Source organism: Pseudomonas sp. 2(2015), from assembly GCF_000955865.1.
Lineage (GTDB): Bacteria > Pseudomonadota > Gammaproteobacteria > Pseudomonadales > Pseudomonadaceae > Aquipseudomonas.
On record NZ_JYOF01000003.1, the window covers coordinates 862,354 to 879,694 of the forward strand.

A 17,341-nucleotide genomic window follows, 5' to 3' on the forward strand; every position below is an offset into this window, starting at 1 on the left:
AAGAAACGAATCAGGAGGGCCGCGACCCGGGCAGCAAGCGTGCAAGCTGTGTGTCGAGCCAGGCCTTGAAGGCCGGCGAAGGCACAGCATCGACCGCAAGGTACCACCAGTCGTCGGCAGCGAAGGCGCGGCATTTGACCGCGTCCTTCTCGGTCATGACCAGGGGCAGCGCAGGGCTGAAGCTCAGGGCCTGGGCGCTGTATTGGGCATGATCGGCAAAAGGGTGTGGCACAGGTCGCCAGTTTAGCCCCTGCAAGGTATTGAAGAAACGTTGCGGGTTGCCAATGCCGGCCACCGCGTGCACGGCCTGGCCTGGCTCAAAGAAGTCGAGGCCACGGCGCTCGCCACTGCGCAGGTTGACCAGTGCAGTAGGTTGCAGGGCAAAGGCAAAACCGTCTTCGCGGTCGGTCGTGGCGCCGTTGTAAAGCACCGCGTCGACGTCCTGCAGGCGTTCCACCGGCTCGCGCAGGGGGCCGGCCGGCAGGCAGCGGCGGTTACCCAGGCCACGGGCGGCATCGATCAGTACCAGCTCCAGGTCGCGGGCCAGGCGGTAATGTTGCATGCCGTCGTCACACAGGATCAGGTCCAGCGGCTCGCTGGCCAGCAATGCCTGAACCGCACGCGAACGGTCCGGGTCGATCATCAGCGGCACGCCGCTGCGCTGGACGATCAGCAAAGGTTCATCACCCGCCTCAGCCGCGCTTTGCTCGGCACGCACGCGCCACGGCAACTGTGGCGGCCTGGCGCCATAGCCACGGCTGACCACGCCGACACGCAGGCCCTGCTGGCGGCAATGCTCGATCAACCAGAGGATCATCGGTGTCTTGCCGGTGCCGCCGACGGTGATGTTGCCCACCACGATGACCGGCACCGGCGCGCGGTAGCTGCGGCTCTCGCCACTGAGAAAGCGCGCGCGCTTGCCCAGCACCACGCGACGATAGAGGGCTTCGAGCGGACGCAGCAGCGCCAGGGCCGGATGCCCGGCGTACCAGGCATCGAGCAGACGATCGGCAAAGGCCATCAGGGCGTCCCCTGAGCCGCCTCGACCGTGGTCATGCGCAACTGGCTGAAACCGAGCTTGCCGGCCGCATCCATGGCAGTCACCACCGCCTGGTGCGGGGTCTTGCCGTCGGCGCTGATCGACAACGGCAGTTTGGTGTCCCCTGCGGATTCCTGCTGCAGGGCTTCAATGAGGGTCGCCAGGTCGCTCTTGGGCAACAGGTGGTTGTTCACCGAATAGACGCCGTCGGCGCTGATGGTGATGTCCAGTTGCTTGAGCTCCGAATCCGGTGCCGGCGCGCCGCTGACCGACTCCGGCAGCTCGACACGCAACTGGGTTTCGCGAGTGAAGGTGGTGGTGACCACGAAAAACAGCAGCAGGATGAACACCACGTCGATCAGCGAGGCCAGGTTGATGTCCACGGTCTCCCGTGGCTTGCGCCGGAATTTCACGCCTTGCCCTCGGCCAGGTCGACATCACGGTCGCCCTGCACCACTTCGACCAGCTTGATCGCTTCCTGCTCCATACCGACCACCAGCTCGTCGATACGACGCTGCAGGAAACGGTGGAAGAACACCGACGGAATACCGACCATCAGGCCGGCCGCGGTGGTGATCAGTGCCTTGGAGATACCGCCGGCGAGCACTGCGGCATTGGTGGTCATGCCGGTACCCATGAAGGCGCTGAAGATGTCGATCATGCCCAGCACGGTGCCGAGCAAGCCCAGCAGCGGCGCCATGGCGGCGATGGTGCCCAGGGCGTTGATGTAGCGCTCCAGCTCGTGAATGACACGCGCTGCGGCCTCTTCGATGCATTCCTTCATGATTTCGCGGCCATGGCGCGAGTTGGCCAGGCCTGCGGCAAGGATCTCGCCCAGCGGCGAATCGGCGCGCAGGGCCTTGAGCTTGTCACTGGTGAGCTGTTTGTCCTTGATCCACATCCACACCTGGCCCAGCAGGTGCGGTGGCGTGACCCGGCTGGCGCGCAAGGTCCAGAGACGCTCGGCGACGATCGCCATGGCAGCGATGGAACTCAGAATGATCGGCAGCATCATCCAGCCACCGGACTTGACCAATTCCCACACAGTAAGCATCCCCTCGAAAAAGTCCGCCACTTTACCATAGGACCCCAGGGGGCTCATCTGCCGAAGGTCGTCATCTCGGTTCACGCCAGAAACGCCGCTGGGCACGCAACCCCTCAGGCTCGCCGAACACACCCAGGCGCAGGCGCAAGGCACCGTGGTCGACATTGTCATAGGCCTGAATACCGTGCGTCCGATAGCGCGCCATGACCTCCGGGTGCGGATGCCCGAAGGCGTTGTAGCGCCCGCGCGAAATCAGCACGCCGCGCGGGCTAGCAGCCTTTAACAAGGCCTCGCTGGAGGAGCTGCGACTGCCGTGATGGGGCGATTGCAGCCAGTCGACCGTGGTCGCCTGCCAGCCCCGCGCCCAGGCCCGTTCGCCACGGGCATCGAGATCGCCGGTGAGCAGCAGTTTTTCGCCGTTTGCCTCGACCAGCAGCACACAGGAATCCTGGTTGCTGTCGCCAGCATCCTGCCACTGCCACAGTGAAAAATTCACCCCGTCCCACTGCCAGCGTTCGCCGCTGCTGCACGGCTGCGCTTGCAGCACTTCAGGCAAGGCCGCAGCCTCACCAGCCTGCACCCGCAGCACCGGCAACCCGCGCTGCACGGCGCGGGCGCCCCCGGCGTGATCGGCGTCGGCGTGGCTGAGCAACATCAGGTCGAGCTTGCTTACCCCCAGCTTGCGCAAGCTGGGAAGCACTACCCGCTCGCCCAGATCGAAATCGCCCATGGCCGGGCCGGCGTCATACAACATGGCGTGGTGCCGGGTGCGCAGCACAAAGGCCAGCCCCTGGCCGACATCCAGCTGCCAGACCTCTACCTGCCCCTGCGGAACGCGCTCCCGGGGCGCAAACACCGCCAACAGCAACAATGGCCAGCCCAGCACCCGCATCGGTATGCCGCGCGGCAACAACACCAGCAATGCCCCCAGGCACACCAGCAACCAGGCCCAGAACGGCAATGGTTCTGGCATCCAGGCCGGTTGCCAAACCGCCACATGCGCCAGCAAGCGAAACAAACCGTCGAGCAGGCCGCCGGCAAGCCACAGCAAGCCTTCCCCCAGAACCGGCACCGGCAGCAACACAGTGCCGAGCAACGCCATTGGCAACACCGCAAGGCTGATCCACGGCACTGCCAGCAGATTGATCAGCGGCGCCGTCAGGCTCACCGGCAACCCTTGCGCCAGCAGCACCGGCAACAAGCCGATGGCGATCAACCACTGGGCGCGACTCCAGGCCAGCCAGGGGTTCCAGGCGCCAAGGCGACCGCTGAAGGTGAAGATCAGAATGGCCACGGCCATGAACGACAGCCAGAAGCCCGGCTGCAAGCTGGCCAATGGTTCCCACAGCAGCACTGCATCGAGCGCCAGCAACAACGGCAGCCCGACACCCAGGTGACGAAAGCGCAGGCGCCAGAGCAGCACCATGGCCAGCATCATGCAGGCGCGCTGCACCGGCACCTGAAACCCGGCCAGCAAGCCATAGGCCAGTGCTGCGGCAAAGGCCAGCGCACAGGCCCAAGGCAGCCAGGATAGCCGTTGCGGCCACCAGCCCAGGCGCGCCAGCCCGGCAATCAAGGCGTATACCAGCCCGGCCAACAGGCCAATATGCTGGCCGGAAATCACCAGCAAGTGCACCGTGCCGGTGGCCTGCAGCGCTTGCCAGTCCTGGCGCGCCAGAGCACCGCCATCGCCGAGTATCAAGGCCACCAGCGCCGCCTCCCGGCCCTGGGCATCAACGCTGAGCAAGCGTTGGCGCAGATCATCCCGCCAGGCCGCCGTTGCCGGCAGCAGCCGCTCGCCGGCCTTGACGCTGCCGGTGGCGCCGATGCGCCGGGCCAACAAACTGGCCTCCTGGTCCGGGCCGTGAGGATTGAGCAAGCCTGCGGGGCGCTTGAGGCTGACTGCCAAACGCCAGTATTCACCGCTGTTGACCGCCGGGCCGCCGAACCAGCTGAGCTGCATGCGCCTTGGCAATTGCCCCCGGCGCGACTCGGCATCGCTCAACTCGAACCTCACCGAGCGCGCACCCTGCTCCGGCAAACCAGTAACCCGGCCCTCTATCCACAGGGTACGGCCATCGAACTGCGCCGCCAGGCGCTCATCCAACGCCCATTGCGCCGAGACACAGGCCCAGCTCAAGCCCAGCAGAAACAGCCCGGCGGGCCACAGCCGCGTAGGCAGGCAGCAAAGCCCGGCAACTATCAGCAGGACAAGTGTCCAGACGGGCGGCAAAGCCGGCAGGAACCCGAGGCTGAGCAGCCCGAGTGCAAGCGCCAACATCCCTGTGCGCATAAGCGTGAAGCTCCAGAAGTAAACCACCCCCTGAGGCTTAGATCAGTGACGGCAACCGCTCGCTAAATAATTGTCACAAAGTCTGAATAAGGCACTTTTAGAATCCGTGCATACTGGCACCCTTCAGATTGCCGAGACCCCACATGCCGCGTCGTCTCTTCAAACGCTACATGCCCGATCCGACCAGCATCAGGGAACACAAATCCTTACGCTTTCTCGGCCGGCTGTTGCACGACCCCAACCTCTGGCACCTCAACCGGCATTCGGTTGCGCGCGCCATGGCTGTCGGCCTGTTCGCCGCTTTCATTCCGATTCCGATGCAAATGCTGCTGGCCGCAAGCCTGGCGATCATGGTCCGCGGCAACATGCCGATCGCGGTCAGCCTGGTGTGGCTGACCAACCCGATCACCATGCCGCCGGTGTTCTTCTGCACCTACCAGATGGGCGCCTGGCTGATGCAGATCCCGCCACGCACCCTGCCTGAAGAACTGACCTTCGAGTGGATCACCGACCAGCTGTCGACCCTGTGGCAGCCGTTCCTGCTCGGCTCAGTGGTGTGTGGCGTGCTGCTCGGCGCCCTCGCCTACTGCCTGACCATGCTCTACTGGCGCTGGTGGGTCGGCAGGCAGTGGCGCCGGCGCAAGGTCAAACAATCAGGTGCGCATTCCTCGCCCACTGACCAGTAACCGCGCGCAGCCGATATACAGCACTGCCGTGGCGACCAGCATGAAGCTGATGGCGACGCCGATGCGGATGTCCGACACGCCGAGAATGCCGTAGCGGAACGAGTTGACCATGTGCAATACCGGGTTGGCCATCGACACGGTCTGCCAGAACGGCGGCAACAGGGTAATCGAGTAGAACACCCCGCCCAGGTAGGTCAGCGGCGTCAACACGAAGGTCGGGATGATCGAGATGTCATCGAAGTTGCGGGCGAACACGGCGTTGATGAAGCCCAGCAGCGAGAAGATTGTCGCCGTCAGCAGCACCACGACAATGGTCACGCCCAGGTGATGAACCTGCAGGTCGGTGAAGAACAGCGACAGCAAGGTGACGATTACCCCTACCGCCAAGCCGCGCAACACGCCGCCCAGGGTGTAGCCGACGAGGATGGTATGCGGCGACACCGGCGACACCATCAGTTCCTCGATCGAACGCTGGAACTTGCTGCCGAAGAAGCTCGAGACCACGTTGCCGTAGGAGTTGGTGATCACCGACATCATGATCAGCCCCGGGACGATGTACTCCATGTAGGTGAAGCCGCCCATGTCGCCGATCTGCCGGCCGATCAGGTTACCGAAAATCACGAAGTACAAAACCATGGTGATCGCCGGGGGCAGCAGGGTCTGCGGCCAGATCCGGGTAAAACGGCGTACTTCGCGGTAGACGATGGTATTGAGGGCGACCAGGTTGGCGCTCAGTTCCGAACTCATACCGCCACCTTTGCCAGGTTTTTCTCAACCAGGGACACGAACAGCTCCTCGAGACGATTGGTCTTGTTGCGCAGGCTCTGCACCTCGATGTTCTGCAGCGCCAGCTGGCCGAACAGCGCAGTAATGCCCACTTCCTTGTCAACTTGCACTTCCAGGGTGTGCGGGGTGATCAAGCGGCACGGATAGCCGACCAGGTTTGGCGCCTGGGGCAGGTCCTGCTTGAGGTCGAGCAGGAAGGTCTCGACATGCAGCTTGCTCAGCAAGGCGCGCATGCTGGTGTTCTCGACGATGGTGCCGTGGTCGATGATGCCGATGTGGCGGCACAACTGCTCAGCCTCTTCCAGGTAATGGGTGGTGAGGATGATGGTGATGCCTTTCTGGTTGAGCTCGGTCAAAAAGCTCCACATCGACCGGCGCAGCTCGATATCCACACCCGCGGTCGGCTCGTCGAGGATCAGCAGGCGCGGCTCGTGGATCAGCGCGCGGGCGATCATCAGGCGGCGTTTCATGCCGCCCGACAGCGAGCGCGACGGCACATCGCGCTTGTCCCACAGGCCCAACTGGGTCAGGTACTGCTCGGCCCGCTCCTTGGCGACCTTGGCCGGGATACCGTAGTAACCGGCCTGGGTGACGACAATGTCGAAGGTCTTTTCAAACTGGTTGAAGTTGAACTCCTGCGGCACCACGCCGATGCAGCGCTTGAGCGCGGCGGGCTGGCGATCGAGGTCGTGACCAAAGATGTTGACGCTGCCGCTGGTCTTGTTGACCAGGGTCGAGAGGATGCCGATGGTGGTGGATTTGCCGGCACCGTTGGGGCCGAGCAAGGCGAAGAAGTCACCTTCGGCGACATCCAGGTCAATGCCCTTGAGGGCCTGGAAACCGTTGCCGTAGGTTTTGGTTAGCTGCCTTATGGACAGAGCAGAACTCATAGCGGGTCGCGTACCAGTGTGGAAGGTTCTAGACGCGGCCGGGCGAGGCCAGCCGCAGTGAATAGGAGCATGGTGCTTGTGCAGACCAGACAAGTACAGTCATGTGTATCGATATTAACTATCAGCTTGACCGCACTTTCCCGGTAACCGTCAATCAGGTCAGCGCCGTCATCACCGCCGTCTGATAGGCCGGACGCTCTTGCAGGCGCTCATACCAGGCGCGCAGGTGGCGCATCTCGGGGCGCTCGATGGGCATCTCGAACCAGGCGTAGGCAAAGCAGCCCAGGGGGATATCGCCCATGCCCAGCTTGTCGCCAGACAAATACGGCTGGTGCGCCAGGGCCTGGTCGGCAATCGACAGCAACTGCGCGCAGGTCTTGTGTGCGGCATTGATTGCCACCCAGTCCTGCTGATCGGCAGGCGTGCGCAGGATGCCCCAGAACAACGGCCGGAACGGCGTGGCCAGGGAGGAAGTAACCCAGTCCATCCACTTGTCGGCCTCGGCACGCTTGCGTGCGTCCTGCTCATACCAGCCCGACTCGCAGCCGTACTGCGCCGACAGGTAGCGCACAATGGCATTGGACTCCCACAGCACCAGGCCGTCGTCCTCGATCATCGGCACCAGGCCGTTGGGGTTCAGCGCCCGGTACTGCGGCTCGTTGACCAGGCCGAAGGCGCCACCGGCATCGATCGACTCATACTCAAGACCAAGCTCTGCGGCGCACCACAGTGCTTTCCTGACATTCGACGAATTCTTCCTGCCCCAGATCTTGAGCATGTCGTTTCCCTGATGATTTGGCTGGTCGCCCAGTCTACTCCAGGCGCTCGCGCTGGCAATCGTTTGGCGTGCAGGCGAACTCCTGAGGTCATGTCCTGTCACTGTTCAGACAAGCCGTTTAGCCGATGCGGTCTAAGCTTCGATGGATGGCGAAATGCCCCGATGTTTCACGGAGGAATTCCTATGTTGCTGTTGTGGTTAGTGGTCCTGGTGATCGGCGTGGCCTACCTGGCCCACCGTCGCATCGCCGCCTTGCCGGCGTTGGGCATCGTTGCCCTGTACCTGCTGGCGATGGGCATTTTCAGCCACGCCCCAGGCTGGCTGCTGACGATTTTCTGGCTGCTGCTGGCTGCCGTCGCCGCGCCCCTGCTGCTCCCCGACCTGCGCCGCAAAGTGCTCACCGCGCCCCTGTTCGGCTGGTTCCAGCGCACCTTGCCGCCAATGTCGCAGACCGAACGCGAAGCCATCGACGCCGGCACCGTGTGGTGGGACGGCGAGCTGTTCAGCGGCCGACCGGACTGGAACACCCTGCTCGGCTACTCCAAGGCCGAACTCACTGAAGAAGAACAAGCCTTTATCAACGGCCCCACCGAAGAACTCTGCGCCATGGTCAGCGACTGGCAAATTGGCCAGGACCTGGATTTGCCCCCCGCGGCCTGGGAGCACATCAAGAGCCACGGCTTCTTCGCCCTGATCATTCCCAAGGAGTACGGCGGCAAGGGCTTTTCGGCCTACGCCCACTCGCAGGTGGCAATGAAGCTGGCGACCCGCAGCGGCGACCTTGCTTCCACCGTGATGGTGCCCAACTCCCTCGGCCCGGCCGAACTGCTGCTGCACTACGGCACCGACGAGCAGCGCAATCACTACCTGCCGCGCCTGGCCCGCGGCGACGAGATCCCCTGCTTCGCCCTCACCGGCCCGCTGGCCGGCTCCGATGCTGGCGCCATGCCCGACACCGGGATCATCTGCAAAGGCCAGTGGCAAGGCGAGGAAGTCATCGGCCTGCGCCTGAATTGGGAAAAGCGCTACATCACCCTCGGACCGGTCGCTACCCTGCTCGGCCTTGCCTTCAAGGCCTACGACCCCGAACACCTGCTGGGCGATAAAGAAGAACTGGGCATTAGTCTCGCGCTGATTCCCACCGACACCCCCGGCGTCGAAATCGGCAAGCGTCACCTGCCCCTGGGCGCGGCGTTCATGAACGGCCCCAACAGCGGCAAAGATGTGTTCGTGCCGCTGGCCTTTCTCATCGGCGGCCAGGACATGCTCGGCAAGGGCTGGATGATGCTGATGAACTGCCTGTCGGTGGGCCGCTCGATTTCCTTGCCAGCCGTGGGCACTGGTGCAGCCAAGTACACCAGCCTGGTGACCGGCCAGTACGCGCAGATCCGTGAGCAGTTCAACGTGCCGCTGGCGGCCTTCGAAGGTATCCAGGAATCTCTCGCGCGCATTGGCGGCAACGCCTTCCTGATGGACAGTGCGCGACTGCTCACCGCCAAGGCCGTGGACCTGGGCGAAAAACCCTCGGTGCTGTCGGCGATTCTCAAGTACCACCTCACCGAGCGCGGGCGCGAATGCATCCAGCACGCCATGGACGTGCACGGCGGCAAGGGCATCATCATGGGCCCGAACAACTACCTGGGACGCAACTGGCAAGGCGCGCCGATCTTCATCACCGTCGAGGGCGCCAACATCCTCTCGCGCAACCTGATGATCTTCGGCCAGGGGGCGATTCGCTGCCATCCGTTCGTACTCAAGGAAATGGCCCTGGCCGGTCGCGAAGACCACGACCAGGCGCTCAAGGAGTTCGATCACCTGCTGATGCAGCATATTGGTTTTGCCGTCGGTAACGCCGCCAGTACCTTGGTGCTGGGCCTGGGCCTGGGCCATTTCGAGAAAGTCCCGGGCGACGCGTTAAGCCAAGGTTACTTCCGCGCCCTCAATCGCCAGGCGGCGGCGTTCGCCTTGCTCGCCGACCTGTGCATGATGCTCCTGGGCGGCGAACTCAAGCGTCGCGAGCGTTTGTCGGCGCGCCTGGGCGATGTGCTCAGTCATTTGTACCTCAGCTCGGCGGCGCTCAAGCGTTACCACGACCTGAATTCGCCCGAGTACCTGCAACCGCTGCTGCGTTGGGCCCTGGAGGAGAGCCTTGGCCAAGCCGAAAAAGCCCTGGACCGCTTGCTCGACAACTTCCCCAACCGCTTGCTCGGTCGCGCCCTGCGCCTGGTGGTGTTCCCCTTCGGCCGCCGGCATACCGGGCCCAGCGACGAACTGGACGCGGAGATTGCCGAACTGATCGGCCGCGCCAAGGGTGACCCGGCGCTGGAGGAGCTGCTTGCCGGTTGTTATCGGCCGCAAACGGACGGCGATCCGGTTGCCGCCCTGCAACAGGCCTGCGATTTACTCAGCGCCGGCGCGCCGCTGCGTAAAAAACTGCACCAGGCCGTCAAGAGTGGCCAGGTTGACCCTGCGCCAGGCGAGTCGATTATCGACGCGGCGCTGCACGCTGGCGTGCTGCAAGCCAGTGAAGCGCAAAGCCTGCATGCCGCTGAGTCGGCACGCCGGCGGGTGATCGATGTCGATGCCTTCGACAAGGAGCAACTGCTACCGGCCGACGGCAAGATTCGCTAAGGGCCGGGACATCGGGCGCCGGGAGCCGTATACTCCCGCGCCCGTTTTTGCTCAAGAGGACTGCCTGCATGGCTACCGATCGCCTGGAATACCATCTCGCCCTGCTCACCCACCTGCGCACCATCCTGGTTGCCCTGGGCGAAGCCGAGCAGGTGCCGGAAGAAAGCCACGCGTTGTTTCTGGAGCGCTTCGACGATCTGATGCTGCAACTGCCCGTCGACCCGGAAAGCACCTATCTTGGCCAGGACCTGATGTGCCAGGTCATCCAGCGTTATCCACAGGTCGCGCACCTGGTACCGCGCGACCTGCTGTGGTTCTTTGGCGGCGACTGCCTGCACTTCATGCCGGAGAACGAACTGGACATGTACCAGGAACTGGAAGAGCGCCGCTTCGAGGCCGAGCAGAATGATGAACCCTTCGACTGGAACCAGGAAAAGCAGCTGCTGAGCATGTCGGACGACGACAGCAAGCATTAAGCGATGAAGCTGCGCAGGGCTGACAACAGCCCTGCCGCACGCAGACAGCGGATAAAATCGAGACGAAAAAAAACGCCGTTCAAACGAACGGCGTTTCTTTATTTGGAGCGGGAAACGAGACTCGAACTCGCGACCCCGACCTTGGCAAGGTCGTGCTCTACCAACTGAGCTATTCCCGCAAATTTGTAGCGACCGGCCGGACCGGCAAGAACAAGCACTGACGCCCTTGTTCCATCACTACAGCGTAATCAAACGCTGGAGCACCATATTTGGAGCGGGAAACGAGACTCGAACTCGCGACCCCGACCTTGGCAAGGTCGTGCTCTACCAACTGAGCTATTCCCGCAAAAATGGCGTCCCCTAGGGGACTCGAACCCCTGTTACCGCCGTGAAAGGGCGGTGTCCTAGGCCACTAGACGAAGGGGACGACGCCCGAAACATGCAATGCATGCTTCAGTTACCAACTCAAACCATAAAGATCTGACGCTGGGTTTTTACAAGCCCTGCCGTTAAGCAAAGCCTTTGTAAACTGGAGCGGGAAACGAGACTCGAACTCGCGACCCCGACCTTGGCAAGGTCGTGCTCTACCAACTGAGCTATTCCCGCATTGGCGTCCCCTAGGGGACTCGAACCCCTGTTACCGCCGTGAAAGGGCGGTGTCCTAGGCCACTAGACGAAGGGGACACGCTACAACATTCACTCCCTGCCGCGTTCCGCTGTGTGCTTTACGCTGCAAGTGGCGCGCATTCTAGGGATGCTTTGATAAGCCGTCAACCCCTCTGTATAAATTTATTTAAATCAATGACTTCCCGGCGCTTTGCAGCCTTGCGCCAGGGCAACGCGCGCCTGAGGCTTGACGATTATTTTCTGACGCCCTACCCGCCTTCGGCCCAGCAGCCACGGCGATCTACCAGCAAAAGGCCATCAATCGCCCCCGGGCAACCGCCAAACAGCTCTATCCGGCTAAAAGCTTAGCCACTACACTCAAACAGTAAATCATCCTGTATGAGGCGTTAACGGTGACACCACTTCTGATCACCCTGCTTATAGTAGCGGGGATCGCGTTATTGATCGTGATCGGCTACCTGAACAACGTGGTCGAGAACAACAAGCTCGAGCGTGCCCGGCTGAAGATCGAGCTGGCCGAACGTTTGCGCCGTTGTGGCGAAATCACCGAAACCTTTCCTGGCCAGTTGATGACCCCGGCCCTCAAGTTGCTGTTGACCCGCCTGGAACTCAACCTCAACCAGCGCCAGTTGGCCCTGGACAAGCACAGCCGCGATATTCGCGCACGGATCGCCGAACTCGAAGGGCTGATTGCCAAAGGTGAAGCACTGCCGGTGAACAACCCGCCGATGCCGATCCAGACCGAAGCCCGGGCCAAGGATGTGCGTTTTTTGCTGGAAGGCATGCACAACCAGATCACCCGCGCCGCCCAGGAAGGCTTCCTGCCGACCAACGAGGCCAAGTACTGGGTCAAGGAAATTCGCCACATCCTGGTGCTGCTGCACATCGAGTTCTTCAACAACCTCGGCCAGCAGGCGCTGCAACAGAACCAGCCCGGGCACGCGCGCCTGGCCTTCGAGCGTGGCGTGCAATACCTGCGCAAGCAGCCTGACCCGGTGATTTACCGCGAACAACTGGAATACATGGAGAAGCTGCTGGCCCGCGCCAATGCCCAGGTGCTGAGCCAACTGGAACCGGCCGAGGACGAAACCAACGCCCTGACCGAAGGCCTGAAGACCGACACCACCGAAGACTGGAAGAAGAAAGTCATCTACGACTGAGTTCTGGTTGACCCGATCGCCAGCAAGGCCGGCTCCCACAAGGTTGGTGTACATGGGAGCTGGCCTTGCCAGCGATCGAGCGCAAAGCGCTCGTCAGCAATCGGTCAGTCGCAGGAAAACCCCCGCCAAACGCTCCAGCCCCGCCTGATCCACTTCACTGAAACGTGCAAGCTTAGGGCTGTCGAGGTCCAGCACGCCAATCAACCGGCCATCCTTTACCAGCGGAATCACCAGCTCGCTGTTCGATGCACTGTCGCAGGCAATGTGCCCGGGAAACGCGTGCACATCTTCCACCCGCTGGGTTTCCCGGCTGGCCGCAGCCGCGCCGCACACACCACGCCCGAACGGGATGCGCACGCAGGCCACCTGCCCCTGGAATGGCCCCAGCAGCAGTTGCTCGTTGCGGTTGAGGTAGAAGCCGGCCCAGTTCAGGTCTTCGACCTGACTGTAGAGAAACGCCGAAAACTGCGCGGCGTTGGCGATGAAGTCACGCTCATCGGCCAGCAGGGCTTCCAGTTGTGCCGCCAGCAGACCGTAGCCTTCGAGGCCGGCGCCGGTAGCGTTGAGGTCGATCATGATTTTTGCTCCAACAGTTTCAGTCCCACCCAATAACGGGCGAACTGGTAGGCACAACGGCCGTTACGGTTGCCGCGACCGGTTGCCCAGCGCACGGCGAGAATGTCCAGTTCCTCGTCGCGGCGCCAGGCCAGGCCAGCGCTCTGCGCCAGCTGGGTGATCCAGTGCTCGACCACGTTGAGGAAATGCTCCTGGGTGAAGGGGTAGAACGACAGCCACAGGCCGAAGCGGTCAGACAGGGCAATTTTGTCCTCCACCGCTTCGTTGGGATGCAGCTCGCCGTCAACCATCTTCCAGTTTTCGTTGTCGCTCTGTTTTTCCGGCACCAGGTGGCGGCGGTTCGAGGTGGCATACAGCAGCACGTTATCCGGCGCCTGTTCGAGCGAGCCATCGAGTACGCTCTTGAGCACCCGGTAGTCGCCCTCCCCGGCTTCGAACGAGAGGTCATCGCAAAACAACACGAAGCGTTGCGGCAGTTTCTGCAGTTGCTCGACCACCCGCGGCAGGTCGGCCAGGTGATCACGCTCGATTTCGATCAGGCGCAGGCCGGCTTCGGCATGCTCGGCCAGCAGTGCGCGCACCAGCGACGACTTGCCGGTACCGCGCGAGCCCCACAGCAGTGCGTGGTTGGCCGGCATGCCATCGAGAAACTGGCGGGTGTTGCGCCCCAGTTGCTCGCGCTGCTGGTCGACGCCGATCAGGTCGGACAGGCGCATGTCGAGGCTGACCTGCAGCGGCAGCAGGTAGCCGCTACGGCCATCGCGCTGCCAGCGCGCAGCCAGGCATTGCGACCAGTCGATGCTCGGGCGTGGCGCCGGCAACAGGGGCTCAAGGCGCGCAAGTACGGTTTCGGCGCGCTCCAGAAAAGCATTCAAACGTGAGTCCACAAGAATTCCTCAAGACAGATGCAAGGACAAAAGCACAGCTGAATGTGTGACAGGGCGTGCCAGCAGCCGGGACTGATCGGCTATGCTTGCGCAGCGCACGGAACGTGAAACTGGCTCGGGACTCATGGATATCAAGTTCACCAATCGCCTGTCCTACAAGCAAGCCCGGCTGACGGTCCTGGTCGGCTTCATCCTGGGTACATTGCTCAGTCTCATCCAGATCGGTATCGATTATGCCAGTGAAGACGCCTCCATCAACCGCGAGATGCAGGCGCTGCTGCAAATCAGCCATAACCCGGCTTCGCGCATCGCCTATAACATCGATGCCGAACTGGCCCAGGAACTGACCCGCGGCCTGCTGCAATCGCCGGCGATCACCCGCGCCTGGCTGATCGACAACAACGACACCGTCCTCGCCGATGTTCAGCGCCCACGCCAGGAAAGCAGCTACCGGCTGATCAGCGATTTCCTCTTCGGCGAATCGCGCCAGTTTCGCGACCAGCTGTTTCTCAGCCATATGCCCGACGAATACCTCGGCACCCTGTACCTGGACGTCGATACCTTTGCCTTTGGCAGCCGCTTTCTCAAGCGCGCCGAAGTCACCCTGCTCAATGGCTTTGTGCGCAGCCTGGTCCTGACCGGGATTCTTCTCGGCCTGTTCTACATAATGCTGACCCAGCCGCTGGTGCGGGTGATCAGCGCCCTGAGCAACAGTGATTCGCGCAACCCGGCGCAGTCCAAACTGTCGTTTCCACCCGGCCACGAGCAGGACGAAATCGGCGTGCTGGTCAAGGTCGCCAACCAGCAGTTCGTCAGCATGGCCACCGAGATCCAGCAGCGGCGCAACGCCGAAAACCGCCTGACCGACTACCTCAACGAGCTGGAGAACATCGTCTCGGCGCGCACCAACGAGCTCAAGGCCAGCAACACTCGCCTCAGCCAGTCCAACGAAGAACTCGAAGACGCCCGGCGCCGCGCCCTGGACATGGCCCAGGCACGCGCGGCCTTTCTGGCCAACATGAGCCACGAGATTCGCACCCCGCTCAATGGCCTGCTGGGGATGATCGCGCTGTCACTGGACAGCCCGCTCAATGCCGAGCAGCGCCAGCAGCTGTCGATTGCCCACGACTCGGGCAAGGTTCTGGTCGAGCTGCTCAACGATATTCTCGACCTGTCCAAGTTCGATGCCGGGCAACTGGAGCTTGAACGCATTCCCTTCGACCTCGGCGCGCTGGTCGAAGACACCGCCAACCTGCTGTCGCAGAACGCCGCGCCCAGTGTCGAGCTGACCTGCCTGATCGACCCGCAGTTTCCCTCGATGGTGCTCGGCGACCCGACACGGGTACGGCAGATTGTCAGCAACCTGCTGTCCAACGCCTTGAAGTTCACTCGCTTTGGCCGTGTCGATGTGCGCCTTTGCAGCTACGCCGGCGGCGTTCGCCTGGATGTCTGCGACACCGGCATCGGCATCCCCAGCGAAGCCCAGGTACGGATCTTTCAGCCCTTCACCCAGGCCGGCGCCGGTATCACCCGCCAATACGGCGGTACCGGCCTGGGCCTGGCGCTGACCAATAACCTCTGCGAAGCCATGCAAGGGCGCCTGAGCATCAGTTCCGAAGCCGGCTTCGGCAGCCAGTTCAGCGCCGAGCTGCCATTGCCCAGCCATACCGCGGCGGTGCCCGCGCAACCTTTGCATGGCAGCGTTGCGGCCATCAGCAATGCCAGCAGCGGCCTGGCCGAACTGCTGCAGACACTGCTGCCCGGCTGGGGCCTGGACTACCAGCGCTACGACACGCCAGAGCAACTCAAGGACGCGAACCCGGACCTGCTGATCACCGACGACCTGGATTGCCTGTTCAGTTTGCGTCCGCAGGTCAGTGCGCCAATCCTGCTGGTTACCGCCTATGGCAATTTCCTGCCCGGCGAACAGGCCGCGCACCTGGCGCCCTTGCAGCAGCAGGCCCGACCGCTGGCCCGCAACGCCCTGTATCAGACACTGCGGCGCACCCTGCACGGCGCCGACCACATCAACCAGTCACCGCTTGGCGGCGCCTCGCACAGCGAACGCCGTGCACGCATCCTGCTGGTCGAGGACAACCCGGTGAACCAGTTGGTGGCCAAGGGTATGCTGGCCAAGCTCGGCTGTGAGGTCAGCGTCGCCGCCCATGGCGCCGACGCCCTCGAACAGCTGGAGCAGTCACCCTTCGACCTGGTGCTGATGGACTGCAACATGCCGGTGATGGACGGCTATGAGGCCAGCCGGCGGATCCGCCAGAGCGGGCGCTGGCCAGACCTGCCGATCGTCGCCCTGACCGCCAACGCCATGCCCGAAGAGCGCGAGCGCTGCCGGGCTGCGGGGATGAGCGACTACCTAGCCAAGCCGTTTCGCCGCGAGGAATTGCTGGCGCTGATCGATCACTGGGTGCCGTTGACGGCTACCTGAGCAGTTTCTCGATCGAACCGGCCAAGGCGTCCGGCTTGGTGCTCGGAGCATAGCGGGTGACCTTGCCGGTGGCCGGATCGAGCAGGAACTTGGTGAAGTTCCACTTGATGCCTTCGGAGCCGAACAGCCCTGGGGCGCGCTTTTTCAGCTCGATAAACAGCGGATGGGCTCCGGCGCCGTTGACTTCGATTTTGCGAAACAACGGGAAGCTGACCCCAAACTTGAGCTCGCAGAACTGCGCAATCTCGCTCGCATCGCCCGGCTCCTGCTTGCCGAACTGGTTGCAGGGAAAGCCCAGCACCACCAGCCCCTGCTCGCGGTAACGTTGCCAGAGCTGCTCCAGGCCCTTGTATTGCGGGGTAAATCCGCACTGGCTGGCGGTGTTGACCACCAGTACTGCCTTGGCCGGGTAATCGGCCAGGGCTTTTTGCTCACCGGTCAGGGTAATGCAGGGAATCTTCAGCATTGCGTCGGCCATGACCTTGCTCCTTTGTCAGCGTGGCACCAGGTCCAGGCAGACCGAGTTGATGCAGTAGCGTAGCCCGGTCGGCGGCGGACCGTCGGGAAATACGTGGCCCAGGTGGGCGTCGCACTTGGCGCAGGTGACTTCGGTACGAATCATGCCGTGGGAGGTATCGCGAATTTCGATCATCGCGCTGTCGGCAATCGGCTCATAGAAGCTAGGCCAGCCGCACCCGGAATCAAATTTGCTGCTCGAATCGAACAGCGGCTCGTTGCAGCAGATGCAATGGTAGACGCCGTCGGTCTTGGTGCCGTTGTATTTGCCGCTGAACGGCCGCTCGGTGCCCTTCAGGCGGCACACGTTGTACTGCTCGGGGTCGAGCATGGCGCGCCATTCTTCAAGGGTTTTCGCGAGTTTTTCCATCATCAGGCCTCATCTGTCCAAAAACCCCGCGCCATGGCTTTTCCACAGGGCGGGCGGCACGTATATTATTGCGCCTCATCAGACATCAGTCTGGCACCCGCGTCATACGCATTTCAAACGTTTTCACAGCGCAATGCG

At 62.7% G+C, this 17,341-nt stretch carries 16 protein-coding genes and 5 tRNA genes; 5 read left to right on the forward strand and 16 right to left on the reverse strand.

The genetic code is table 11. The annotated features are described in order from the left end of the window. Nucleotides 1–10: 10 nt before the first annotated feature. From lpxK to UB48_RS06845, 4 genes are all read right to left on the reverse strand, one after another. Nucleotides 11–1,021, reverse strand: a complete 1,011-nt coding sequence (lpxK, locus tag UB48_RS06830; RefSeq protein ID WP_045195187.1) for a tetraacyldisaccharide 4'-kinase — start codon at nucleotides 1,019–1,021, stop codon at nucleotides 11–13. Next, nucleotides 1,021–1,452 carry a biopolymer transporter ExbD gene (locus UB48_RS06835; RefSeq protein WP_045195189.1) on the reverse strand — a complete coding sequence of 144 codons (432 nt, stop codon included), beginning with the start codon at nucleotides 1,450–1,452 and terminating at the stop codon, nucleotides 1,021–1,023. The genes lpxK and UB48_RS06835 overlap by 1 nt, the downstream gene beginning before the upstream one ends. Next, nucleotides 1,449–2,084 (reverse strand): MotA/TolQ/ExbB proton channel family protein, encoded by a 636-nt coding sequence (locus UB48_RS06840; protein ID WP_176794233.1) that lies wholly within the window; start codon nucleotides 2,082–2,084, stop codon nucleotides 1,449–1,451. Before UB48_RS06840 ends, UB48_RS06835 begins: the two co-directional genes overlap by 4 nt. 70 nt (nucleotides 2,085–2,154) lie before the next feature. Then, nucleotides 2,155–4,377, reverse strand: a complete 2,223-nt coding sequence (locus UB48_RS06845; RefSeq protein ID WP_045195191.1) for a DNA internalization-related competence protein ComEC/Rec2 — start codon at nucleotides 4,375–4,377, stop codon at nucleotides 2,155–2,157. 143 nt (nucleotides 4,378–4,520) lie between these two features. On the opposite strand from UB48_RS06845, the gene UB48_RS06850 reads away from it, so the two are divergent. Continuing rightward, nucleotides 4,521–5,063 carry a DUF2062 domain-containing protein gene (locus UB48_RS06850; RefSeq protein ID WP_045195193.1) on the forward strand — a complete coding sequence of 181 codons (543 nt, stop codon included), beginning with the start codon at nucleotides 4,521–4,523 and terminating at the stop codon, nucleotides 5,061–5,063. Here the strand turns inward: UB48_RS06850 and UB48_RS06855 are convergent. From UB48_RS06855 to UB48_RS06865, 3 genes are all read right to left on the reverse strand, one after another. Next, the gene (locus tag UB48_RS06855) at nucleotides 5,031–5,810 is read right to left on the reverse strand and encodes an ABC transporter permease (protein WP_045195195.1); all 780 of its coding nucleotides are present in this window, start codon (nucleotides 5,808–5,810) and stop codon (nucleotides 5,031–5,033) included. The two genes, UB48_RS06850 and UB48_RS06855, sit on opposite strands and share 33 nt — an antisense overlap. Further along, a complete protein-coding gene (locus UB48_RS06860) occupies nucleotides 5,807–6,739 on the reverse strand; it encodes an ABC transporter ATP-binding protein (RefSeq protein ID WP_045195197.1) in 933 nt (310 codons plus the stop codon). The genes UB48_RS06855 and UB48_RS06860 overlap by 4 nt, the downstream gene beginning before the upstream one ends. A 154-nt stretch (nucleotides 6,740–6,893) precedes the next feature. Further along, on the reverse strand, nucleotides 6,894–7,517 hold the full coding sequence (locus tag UB48_RS06865) for a glutathione S-transferase (RefSeq protein WP_045195199.1): 624 nt from the start codon (nucleotides 7,515–7,517) through the stop codon (nucleotides 6,894–6,896). A 183-nt stretch (nucleotides 7,518–7,700) separates the two neighbouring features. Here UB48_RS06865 and UB48_RS06870 point away from each other — a divergent pair, with 183 nt between their 5' ends. Further along, complete coding sequence (locus UB48_RS06870; RefSeq protein WP_045195201.1) at nucleotides 7,701–10,148, forward strand: acyl-CoA dehydrogenase; 2,448 nt, start codon at nucleotides 7,701–7,703, stop codon at nucleotides 10,146–10,148. 68 nt (nucleotides 10,149–10,216) lie between these two features. Beyond that, nucleotides 10,217–10,624: a PA2817 family protein gene (locus tag UB48_RS06875; RefSeq protein WP_045195203.1), complete on the forward strand. Its 408-nt coding sequence runs from the start codon at nucleotides 10,217–10,219 to the stop codon at nucleotides 10,622–10,624. Nucleotides 10,625–10,727: 103 nt separating this feature from the next. Here UB48_RS06875 and UB48_RS06880 read toward each other — a convergent pair. The 5 genes from UB48_RS06880 to UB48_RS06900 form a co-directional block, all read right to left on the reverse strand. Then, a tRNA-Gly gene (locus UB48_RS06880) sits at nucleotides 10,728–10,803 on the reverse strand. Nucleotides 10,804–10,894: 91 nt separating this feature from the next. Continuing rightward, a tRNA-Gly gene (locus tag UB48_RS06885) sits at nucleotides 10,895–10,970 on the reverse strand. A gap of 5 nt (nucleotides 10,971–10,975) precedes the next feature. Next, nucleotides 10,976–11,051: transfer RNA gene (locus UB48_RS06890), tRNA-Glu, on the reverse strand. A gap of 103 nt (nucleotides 11,052–11,154) precedes the next feature. Continuing rightward, nucleotides 11,155–11,230 (reverse strand) — tRNA-Gly (locus tag UB48_RS06895). Nucleotides 11,231–11,232: 2 nt separating this feature from the next. Beyond that, nucleotides 11,233–11,308 (reverse strand) — tRNA-Glu (locus UB48_RS06900). Nucleotides 11,309–11,643: 335 nt separating this feature from the next. On the opposite strand from UB48_RS06900, the gene UB48_RS06905 reads away from it, so the two are divergent. Then, a complete protein-coding gene (locus UB48_RS06905) occupies nucleotides 11,644–12,411 on the forward strand; it encodes a hypothetical protein (protein WP_045195204.1) in 768 nt (255 codons plus the stop codon). A gap of 93 nt (nucleotides 12,412–12,504) precedes the next feature. Here the strand turns inward: UB48_RS06905 and UB48_RS06910 are convergent, their stop codons facing one another. Together UB48_RS06910 and UB48_RS06915 are read right to left on the reverse strand one after the other, a co-directional pair. Beyond that, nucleotides 12,505–12,987, reverse strand: a complete 483-nt coding sequence (locus UB48_RS06910; protein ID WP_045195205.1) for a GAF domain-containing protein — start codon at nucleotides 12,985–12,987, stop codon at nucleotides 12,505–12,507. Further along, on the reverse strand, nucleotides 12,984–13,874 hold the full coding sequence (locus UB48_RS06915; protein WP_045195206.1) for an ATP-binding protein: 891 nt from the start codon (nucleotides 13,872–13,874) through the stop codon (nucleotides 12,984–12,986). The genes UB48_RS06910 and UB48_RS06915 overlap by 4 nt, the downstream gene beginning before the upstream one ends. 82 nt (nucleotides 13,875–13,956) lie before the next feature. On the opposite strand from UB48_RS06915, the gene UB48_RS06920 reads away from it, so the two are divergent. Beyond that, on the forward strand, nucleotides 13,957–16,317 hold the full coding sequence (locus UB48_RS06920; RefSeq protein ID WP_082075403.1) for a response regulator: 2,361 nt from the start codon (nucleotides 13,957–13,959) through the stop codon (nucleotides 16,315–16,317). On the opposite strand, the gene UB48_RS06925 is transcribed toward UB48_RS06920, so the two are convergent. After that, on the reverse strand, nucleotides 16,310–16,795 hold the full coding sequence (locus UB48_RS06925; RefSeq protein WP_045195209.1) for a glutathione peroxidase: 486 nt from the start codon (nucleotides 16,793–16,795) through the stop codon (nucleotides 16,310–16,312). The genes UB48_RS06920 and UB48_RS06925 overlap by 8 nt on opposite strands. Nucleotides 16,796–16,810: 15 nt before the next feature. Then, on the reverse strand, nucleotides 16,811–17,203 hold the full coding sequence (gene msrB, locus UB48_RS06930) for a peptide-methionine (R)-S-oxide reductase MsrB (RefSeq protein ID WP_045195211.1): 393 nt from the start codon (nucleotides 17,201–17,203) through the stop codon (nucleotides 16,811–16,813). Nucleotides 17,204–17,341 lie beyond the last annotated feature (138 nt).

Excerpts from the sequence above, each read along its gene's own strand:
- lpxK (WP_045195187.1), bottom strand. The coding sequence starts at position 1,021 with ATGGCCTTTGCCGATCGTCTGCTCGATGCCTGGTACGCCGGGCATCCG.
- UB48_RS06845 (WP_045195191.1), bottom strand. The coding sequence starts at position 4,377 with ATGCGCACAGGGATGTTGGCGCTTGCACTCGGGCTGCTCAGCCTCGGG.
- UB48_RS06850 (WP_045195193.1), top strand. The coding sequence starts at position 4,521 with ATGCCGCGTCGTCTCTTCAAACGCTACATGCCCGATCCGACCAGCATC.
- UB48_RS06855 (WP_045195195.1), bottom strand. The coding sequence starts at position 5,810 with ATGAGTTCGGAACTGAGCGCCAACCTGGTCGCCCTCAATACCATCGTC.
- UB48_RS06860 (WP_045195197.1), bottom strand. The coding sequence starts at position 6,739 with ATGAGTTCTGCTCTGTCCATAAGGCAGCTAACCAAAACCTACGGCAAC.
- UB48_RS06865 (WP_045195199.1), bottom strand. The coding sequence starts at position 7,517 with ATGCTCAAGATCTGGGGCAGGAAGAATTCGTCGAATGTCAGGAAAGCA.
- UB48_RS06870 (WP_045195201.1), top strand. The coding sequence starts at position 7,701 with ATGTTGCTGTTGTGGTTAGTGGTCCTGGTGATCGGCGTGGCCTACCTG.
- UB48_RS06875 (WP_045195203.1), top strand. The coding sequence starts at position 10,217 with ATGGCTACCGATCGCCTGGAATACCATCTCGCCCTGCTCACCCACCTG.
- UB48_RS06910 (WP_045195205.1), bottom strand. The coding sequence starts at position 12,987 with ATGATCGACCTCAACGCTACCGGCGCCGGCCTCGAAGGCTACGGTCTG.
- UB48_RS06920 (WP_082075403.1), top strand. The coding sequence starts at position 13,957 with ATGCTTGCGCAGCGCACGGAACGTGAAACTGGCTCGGGACTCATGGAT.
- UB48_RS06925 (WP_045195209.1), bottom strand. The coding sequence starts at position 16,795 with ATGGCCGACGCAATGCTGAAGATTCCCTGCATTACCCTGACCGGTGAG.
- msrB (WP_045195211.1), bottom strand. The coding sequence starts at position 17,203 with ATGGAAAAACTCGCGAAAACCCTTGAAGAATGGCGCGCCATGCTCGAC.